3 protein-coding genes are annotated in these 5,502 nt (G+C 34.8%); 2 read left to right on the top strand and 1 reads right to left on the bottom strand.

Annotated elements, in window-relative coordinates:
• Positions 1 to 100: 100 nt before the first annotated feature.
• Positions 101 to 3,433, top strand: a complete 3,333-nt coding sequence (locus QHH19_06630) for an MMPL family transporter (protein ID MDH7517998.1) — start codon at positions 101 to 103, stop codon at positions 3,431 to 3,433.
• A gap of 64 nt (positions 3,434 to 3,497) precedes the next feature.
• On the opposite strand, the gene hycI is transcribed toward QHH19_06630, so the two are convergent.
• The gene (gene hycI / locus QHH19_06625) at positions 3,498 to 3,944 is read right to left on the bottom strand and encodes a hydrogenase maturation peptidase HycI (protein MDH7517997.1); all 447 of its coding nucleotides are present in this window, start codon (positions 3,942 to 3,944) and stop codon (positions 3,498 to 3,500) included.
• Between the two features lie 403 nt (positions 3,945 to 4,347).
• Between hycI and hypE the strand changes: the two genes are divergently transcribed.
• The gene (gene hypE, locus QHH19_06620; GenBank protein ID MDH7517996.1) at positions 4,348 to 5,403 is read left to right on the top strand and encodes a hydrogenase expression/formation protein HypE; all 1,056 of its coding nucleotides are present in this window, start codon (positions 4,348 to 4,350) and stop codon (positions 5,401 to 5,403) included.
• Positions 5,404 to 5,502: the final 99 nt, after the last annotated feature.

The raw sequence follows: 5,502 nt of genomic DNA, 5'->3' as shown, positions 1-5,502 counted from the left end.
ATCATGTTTGTTGGTCTTATGAGGTTGAGTTGTTGCAGAGTAAAAAATAGTATAAATTTCTACTTTCTGAAGTACTGATAATAAAAAAAGAAAGATAAACATGTTTAAACAACTGGGGAGATTTATAGAAAAAAAACCATGGTTCATGGTTACATTAATTTTAATCATAACCATAGGTTTTGCTTCGTTAATCCCACGTCTAGAATTCAAAACCAATTTCGAAGATTTCGCCCCTGATAATGAGCTGGTAAAAGCAAACAACAGAATCTTAGATTATTTCGGGATGAACCAACAAGTCATGTTTATTTTTGTTGAAAAACAACAAACAAAGAGTACAATAACACCAGAGGCATTGAAAGACCAGTACAAGATCCAAAAAGAAATCAAAAAGATACCAGGTGTTAACGACAGCGTCTCAATAACTACTTTTGTAGATATGATTTGTCAGATGGAGTTTAACAAAACCTTAGAAAACTGCACAGATGAAGAAATCAACATCGCGTTAAACGACCTACTAAATGAATCTATTCAAGAAGAAATTAAAATCTTAAACACAGACGACCCAAACGAACCAGTAGACTACAAAAGATCACGTATCTCAAAAGGGAAATCAGTTGATAGCACAGACATAAAAAACTACTACATATCAAAAGACAATGGGAACGTAACCTTCCCTATAGAAGTCTATGATCTCTCATACTTTAAATCAAAAAACACACCCCCGTTTTCAAAGGTTAATACCATCGAGTGGTACATAGAGTTTGAAAATATTTTAACACCACCTGAATACAAAATGAAATATCAGATAGCTGCACGCATTGAACCAACAACTTCCTTTTGGGAAATAGGAAAAGGACTCAGAGTAAACACGAAACAGATCATTCAAAATATCCGATATCATACTCTATTTAAATCTTATAGAAAAGATGCATATTTATGGATTCAACCACCTGGCCAAAAAATGTTTTTCCCTATACCTCTATACAATGCAAATATAACTTTTGATACAACAAAAAACAGGATAAACATAATTGTGCCAAAAACTGATCTTGGTAAATTCGGGATAGCACCACAGTTTAACTCTTTTGAGCTACCAGCTAAACTTACTAATTTCAAATCAGGTGTTAGATACTACCAGACCCCGATCTTACACAGACCCGGTGGTCACCTCGTTGTAAACACCAGCTACTTGTTTGATTGTATTGAACGACTTCAAAATAGACCGATATTAGGTAGATTAGTTTCGAGGATGTTACAAAAATATGGAGTTAACTTAGATGATTTTTCGGATATGACAGAAATGCTTCCTGAGACTTTTTCATTTAGAGACCTAGAAACTTTCTGGGTTCAAACAGACACAGCACCAGATAATGATCTTTCAACAAATATTTTCCCCATGATTCCTCAGTTCTTCAGTGATTTACGAGTTAACGCCTTATCTTTTATTTCAAAGGATTATAAAGAAACAAAAAATCCTAAAGCTAGTATCATTATTGTTCAGCTAGACAACACATTTATAGATTCTGTTGAACAAACACAATTTAACAACAATATCGTAAATAAAATCACAGAACTTGATAATCAATTCAAATCAATTTCAGCTCAGGCAACAGGTAAAAGCATAGTCTCTAAAGAGATAAATGATGTGACTATGGAAGCAAACACCATAATAGCCCCATCAATTTTTATCATAATCGTATGTATCCTGTTTCTAGCCTTCAGAAAACCATCTTATGTAGTTCTACCAATCTTGGTTTTTGTTTTTTCATGTATATGGTTATTTGGAACCATGGCTCTGTTAGGTATTTCGTTTAACATAATCGCTGTTGCACTCCTCCCACTGAATATTGGTTTGGGGGTAGAATACTCAGTGAACCTTTTGTATAACTATCGTCTAGAAATAGGCAAAGGGAGAAAAACAGCCGATGCAATACAGCTTTCAATTAAAGAAGTTGGTGTAGCAATATTTTTAGCATGGTTTACTACATTTGTCGCATTCCTCTCATTTTTATCTGCTAGTCTCCCACCAGTTAGAAACTTTGGAATCTTTCTAGCCCTTGGTATCACCTACACTTTCATTATCACTATAACCTTCCCAACCTCAGTTAGATATATTGTTGACAGAAGAAGGAAAGCAATAAAATTAAAACCAAAGAAGCAAAAGTTTTCTGTGCATAGCAACATGGAGCAGCTTGCCCATATATTGATTCGCCATGAGAAAAAAGTTTTCCTAATTACCATCATGGTTTGTTTGGTGATGGGTGCTGGTTTCACACAGCTTAAATCAGGATTTAGCATGGAACAGTTTATTCCACAAGACAACCCTGCTTTAACTGTTTTTAACAAGATAAGCGAAGATTTTCCTTACTCCAGCCAGGATCAAGAATACATACTTATAGAGGGCAATGTTGCATCCACTCAAACTTTACAGGGAATTGCAATAACTCACAGAAATTTTGATGACGATCAATATGTTGCGAGAAAAACAGATGGTAGCCCAAAAACAGAGAGCATATATACAATAATTAAACAAGCAGTTGCTAATAACCAATCACTAATAAATGTTTATAATATTGATGCATCAACCAATCTACCAAAAACAGATGATGATGTACACAGGTTTTATGATTACCTATATGAAAACAATGAATATAGTGGTCAAGTGCAAAGCGTTCTCTACAAAGATAAAGACGGCTATAAAGCAACGATGATACGCATTTACACAAATATAGGATCAAACATCAGCGGTGATGTAACAAAAGAGTTAGAAACGTTAAGAGATGAGTTACAAGATGATCTTGCTAGTTACGGAGATGCATCATCAATTGTAACAGGAAACATGCTCATCACGCTAACAATTCTAAAAAATATAACAGAAAGCCAAATTATGTCTACCCTTGTTTGTTTCATCCTAGCAGCAATAATGCTATCCCTGATTTATAGAAACCCGATACTCGGACTTATTGCTATGATACCAGTAACAGTCTCTATAATATGGGTGCTTGGAACCATGTACTTCATCGGGTATATACTAAATATTTTAACAATCACAGTCACTTGCATAACAATCGGAGTCGGTATAGACTATGCTTGCTACATCACTGAACGTTTCAGGTTAGTTGCTGACAAAACAGGCGACGTAGTAAAAGCGGTATCTGAAACAATATCTCGTACAGGCAGCGCTATATTTATCGCCGCTTTGAGCTCAATGTTTGGATTTGGCGTGCTTGCTTTCGCTCCAATACCACCACAACAGCAATTTGGTATAATAACAGCAATAACCCTTATCTACGCTTTTATTACCTCAATTCTTATTCTACCATTGGTTTTAGCAAAATGGGCAAACTGGAGGAAAAAGAGAAAAGGATACATTATTTCTCCAGGTGCACCAGAAGAGTTAGAAGGCATTACTGAGCCTATCGAACCAACTTAATCACATCTTATAATTACAACTTGATAAATGTACTGACTGTAGGCAGTAAGCCTCTTTCTGTTTTTCATTTTAGTATTTCTATTTCATCTATGCGTTTATTTCTTATAATCTCAACTAACTTGTCTCCACTTTTTTTAACTGAGCTACTTATTTTACCAGAAAACGTCTCTGGCTCTATCCCAATTAAAACAATATTTTCTGCATATGGTTCAAGATATTTTATCAAAACAGAAATTGGTATTCCATGTGTACTTACATGCATTGAGCCGATTTTTTCTTTAGGAACAATTCTTATTTCGCTAGGAGATAAACCCATTTTAACTGCATCGATTATAATGAGTTTTTCCGGTTTATATTTTTTAACCAATGATGTATAATTTTCTGGTACAACATCGCAATCAATTACACGGAAATCTTTGTTTTCAAATTTTTTTAACTTGTCTGCTATATATGGTCCAATTGCATCGTCTCCACCATCTCTGTTACCAATGCACATGATAAGATATTTCATCAATAGTTCCAACATTCAAAAATAGATAAAATTTGTGTATAAAACCTCCTAAATCCTTTATTTTATTTTTTTATCATATTTTATTTTTTGATATGTCAAGATAAACCACATAAATGTGCTTCCTGCAGTAGATATACAACTGAGAAATAGATCGAGGGTGAAGAAGATGTATGCAACAACTGCTAGTAAAATAGTTGTAGAAAGATACATTAGTAGAGATTGTCCTTTTACATCTTTTAATTGATAATTACGTATAACTGCTGGGATGACTGTCACGACAAAACCGAAATTAATTACAGTTAATATAATGTCTTGCCACATATATCATGGGATGGTAACAGAGACTATAAATAAAACTTATGTATCGGCATAAGTTGAAAAAAATTGGATCAATGGGATAAACATGTCAGAAAAAATAAAACTTGCGCAAGGTGCAGGCGGGCAGATGATGGACAAACTTATCAAAGAAAAAATTTTAAAATATTTTAAAAAAAATCAAGCAAATGCAGAAGTTTCTCTTACAATGCTTGATGATTCAGCAGTAATTGATGATATTGTTTTTACAACAGATTCACACACAGTTTATCCAATAATTTTTCCAGGTGGGGATCTTGGTTCACTTGCTGTTGCTGGTACTATTAATGATATTTCTGTTATGGGTGCAAAACCTATTGCTCTTTCTGCTGGTTTTATTGTTGAAGAAGGTCTTTCAATGGAGGTTTTTGAAATGATAGTAAAGAGTATGAGCAATGTTGCAAAAACTGCAGGTATACCAATTGTTACAGGGGATACTAAGGTTGTTGAAAAAGGTGCTGTACAGGAATTTGTGATAAACACGAGTGGTATCGGTAAAAGAACTTCATTACTTGATGATAATATTAAAGAGGTTAGGAGATATCGTAGTTTCAATAGTAGATGGCTTCTTGATTCAAATCTAAGGGATGGTGATGTTATCATTGTTTCTGGTAATCTTGGTGAGCATGGTATTGCTTTGATTTCTTTTCGTGAGGGATATGGTTTTGAGACTAGTATTAAATCTGATATAGCCCCTTTGAATGATCTTATGGAGAAGGTGTTGAAGGAGGGTGGTGTTGTTTCTGCTAAGGATCCTACTAGAGGTGGTTTGGCTAATACTGTTAATGAGTTTAGTGAGAAATCCAAAGTAGGAGTTATTCTGAGTGAGGAGGATATTCCTATCCCTGATGGTGTTAGGTCTGCTTGTGATATGCTTGGAATTGATCCTCTTGAAATTGGTAACGAGGGCAAAGTTGTACTCGGCGTGGTCAAAGAAAAGGCAGATGATATGCTCAAAGTTCTGAAAAGACATCGGCTTGGTAAAAACGCTGCTATAATTGGTGAGGCAACAAAAAAAGTAGAAGGCGTGGTACTCGATACAGTTGTTGGTGGGAGACGTATTTTACATAAACCACTAGGCGACCCTGTTCCAAGGATATGCTAGTCTTTTGCGGAAATTTTTAATAGTCTCTTAGATTACCTCCATCCTGAATAGAATCTCTGCTAAAGTGAGGTTGTTTTATGGCGAAAGGTTTACCTAAAT

The organism is Candidatus Thermoplasmatota archaeon (assembly GCA_029907305.1).
GTDB lineage: Archaea > Thermoplasmatota > E2 > DHVEG-1 > DHVEG-1 > JARYMC01.
Note: the sequence above shows the minus strand (reverse complement) of the source record. Positions and strands in the feature narration are given on the sequence as shown.